2 protein-coding genes and 1 pseudogene are annotated in these 2,518 nt (G+C 71.2%); all 3 read right to left on the bottom strand.

Features of this window, described 5'->3' with window-relative positions; genetic code table 11:
- Positions 1–492: pseudogene (locus tag G6016_RS11440) on the bottom strand (hypothetical protein); the annotation flags it as partial.
- A 20-nt stretch (positions 493–512) separates the two neighbouring features.
- A complete protein-coding gene (locus tag G6016_RS11435) occupies positions 513–1,739 on the bottom strand; it encodes a DUF1611 domain-containing protein (protein WP_182632774.1) in 1,227 nt (408 codons plus the stop codon).
- 160 nt (positions 1,740–1,899) lie between these two features.
- A complete protein-coding gene (locus G6016_RS11430) occupies positions 1,900–2,454 on the bottom strand; it encodes a nuclear transport factor 2 family protein (protein WP_182632773.1) in 555 nt (184 codons plus the stop codon).
- Positions 2,455–2,518: the final 64 nt, after the last annotated feature.

Genomic DNA, 2,518 nt, shown 5'->3' with positions numbered 1-2,518 from the left:
GGAGCCGAGCAGCAGCGGGACGAGCGCGACCAGCGGTGCGATACCCAGCGAGACCCAGTTGCGCACGCTCGCCAGGTCGTTGGTCGAGCGGGCGATGGTGATGCCGAGGGAGGGGGCGGACGGCGAGGTCATCGCATGCGCAACGAGCCCCCGGCGCAGCTGGCGGACGTAGTCCTGACCGAGCTTCTCGGCAATCACCCGGTCGGCGTAGCGGGTGATCGCCAGGCCGGCCAGCACCATCGCCAGCGCGGCGAGATCGACCATGATCATCCGCCTGGGCTGGCCTGCACCCCCGAGAAGTTCGCCGACGAGGAGTCCCGCTTCGACCGCGCACGCACTGTGCGCAAGCGCCGTCACCACGAGCAGGGCCATCAGGGTGCGTCGTCGTCCCCTCAGCAGCGGGGGCATGGGAGTGCTGGCGGGGGAAGCGCTGTCCTGGCCGGTGACGAAATCCTCGGAGGTGTCGTCGTCGTCGGAATTTTGTTCTTTCACACCTCCGGCCTCCCGGGCGGTCACGACGCTGTACCGACGCGGCGGTTATTGGACAGCAGGCCCAGCGCGGTGGCCGGATCGCGCAGCGCGAAGGTGTCGATGACCGGGACGTCGAGGACCTGGGCGGCCTCGCGTGCAGACAGGGGAGAGGAGGTGACGACACCGGTGACGGCGGCGGTCATCACGCCGGCCGCGTCCAGGACCTGGAGCCCGGCCACGGCACCGAGCGCGTCCTGGGAGGCGAAGACCACGCGGTCGACGCGGGCGTGGAAGGCCGGGTCCTCCAGCAGGCGCCGGGTCTCGGACTGGTAGACGCCGTCGGCGACCTCGATCACCACCACGTCCGGGCCGGTGGCGGTGAGCTCGTCGACCATGCGGGTGAAGATCTCGCGGATGCGTTCGTGACCCAGCCGGAAGGTCGTGGGGTGGCCGAAGTCGGTGAAGTCCAGGACGGTGCCGGCGCCGGCGTCGCGGAACTGGTTGGGATCGTTTCCGGCGCCGGTGCCGGTGGACTTGCCCGCAGCGACGGTCATGCTGGCGCCGGCGAACCCGTTGACGATCGAGCCCACGACGGTGGACTTGCCGGAGTTCATGGACGAGCCGAACACCGCGATCACGGCGGGGCGGGGCGGAGTAGCTGGCCGCGCCCCGGGCACGGCGTGCGAGCCGAACGGTGCGAAACGGTCGAGGGTGAGGCGACCGTGACGGTCTCCGAGCAGGCCGATCGGCTCGATGGCCGTGGCCGATTCGATGCTCGCGTGCTTGTCGATCACGTCCGCGGCCACGCCACCGGCGGCCACGAGGTGGGTCGGCGCGAGCGAATCGGGGACCTGCGCGAGGAACTGGTCAGGGGCGTACCGGTCGCCGTAGACCACGAGGATCTCCTGGCCTGGGAACAGCAGCCGGCGCCGGGAGACCGGGCTTTCCAGACGCGTGTGCTTGCCGATGTCAGTCACGCGGGCCAGCACCACGTCCCCGGCCCGGGGAACCACGCCCGCGCCGTGCTCCAGGTGGTAGCCCTCGGCGGACGACTCGAGAGCGTCGGCGAGAAAGCGCGTCGTGTAGGCCGTGAACGCCTTGCGCAGTCGGGCGGGGGTGACGGGCTCGCGGGTGGTGGCGGTGCGGGCCGCACTGCGGGTTGCGGACCCGGGGGCGGAGGTGGTGCCGACGGTGTCGTTGGAGTCGCCGAGGATGTCGTGGGTGGGGGTGGTGGCGTTGGCGGTCGTGGGCAGGGCGGTCGCGGTCATCTGGTGCTCCTGGGGGATCGGGCCCGGTGAATCCCCGGGCGGTGAACACCAGAAAACCCGCGCGGCATTAATCCCCCATGAGGAGCAGATGAGAGTGGAATCATCTGCCTCCCGGGCCTGCCCTCACGCCCGAAAAGCGCCGCGCCGTAACGCTTGTGGGCTACACCTCGCGCGACCGGCCCAGGAGCGCCCGGCCCTCGCCGTCGTCGGTCACGGCCCGGGCGGTGCGCAGCACGACGCGCCACCCGCGGTCGGGCGCGTCCACGTCGCCGCGCCGCTCCAGCTCCCACCGGCTGGCGGTGACCCGCAGGACGGTGTAGCGGCCGGGCTTCGATGAGCGGACGACAAGCTGGGTGTATCCCGTGGCCACGGCGCGGTCGCCGTCGAGGAGGACCACCGGCAGGCTCGGCACGTGTCCGCACCCGTGGGCGATCAGGCCCTGATGGGCGTCGCCGGTGACCATGTCCACCAGGCCGGCGTGGCCGTCGAGGCGGCCGGTGTCCACGTCGTAGACGCCGTCTTCGGTCCACAGCCCGGCCACGCCCTCGGCGTCGCCGGAGTCGACGCGAGGGGAGTAGGCGCCGAGGATGCGCAGGATCGCGAGTTCGTCCTCGGCGGCGGCGAGGCGTGCCTCGGACCGGGCGATCCGGTCCTCGAGCGCGTCGAGCCGGGCATCGAGGGAGTCCGCCTGGGAGGGGTCGTGAGAGGAAGTCATGGCCTCGACTTTAATGCGCCGCCCGAAATAGCGAGAACACGTTATAGTTTTGCCCATGACGGAC

It is taken from the genome of Dietzia aerolata, from assembly GCF_014144865.1.
In the GTDB taxonomy this organism is placed as follows: Bacteria; Actinomycetota; Actinomycetes; order Mycobacteriales; family Mycobacteriaceae; genus Dietzia; species Dietzia aerolata.
Note: the sequence above shows the minus strand (reverse complement) of the source record. Positions and strands in the feature narration are given on the sequence as shown.

What these genes read in the sequence shown, in the direction of transcription:
- G6016_RS11435 (WP_182632774.1), bottom strand. Translation starts at nt 1,739, where the DNA reads ATGACCGCGACCGCCCTGCCCACGACCGCCAACGCCACCACCCCCACC.
- G6016_RS11430 (WP_182632773.1), bottom strand. Translation starts at nt 2,454, where the DNA reads ATGACTTCCTCTCACGACCCCTCCCAGGCGGACTCCCTCGATGCCCGG.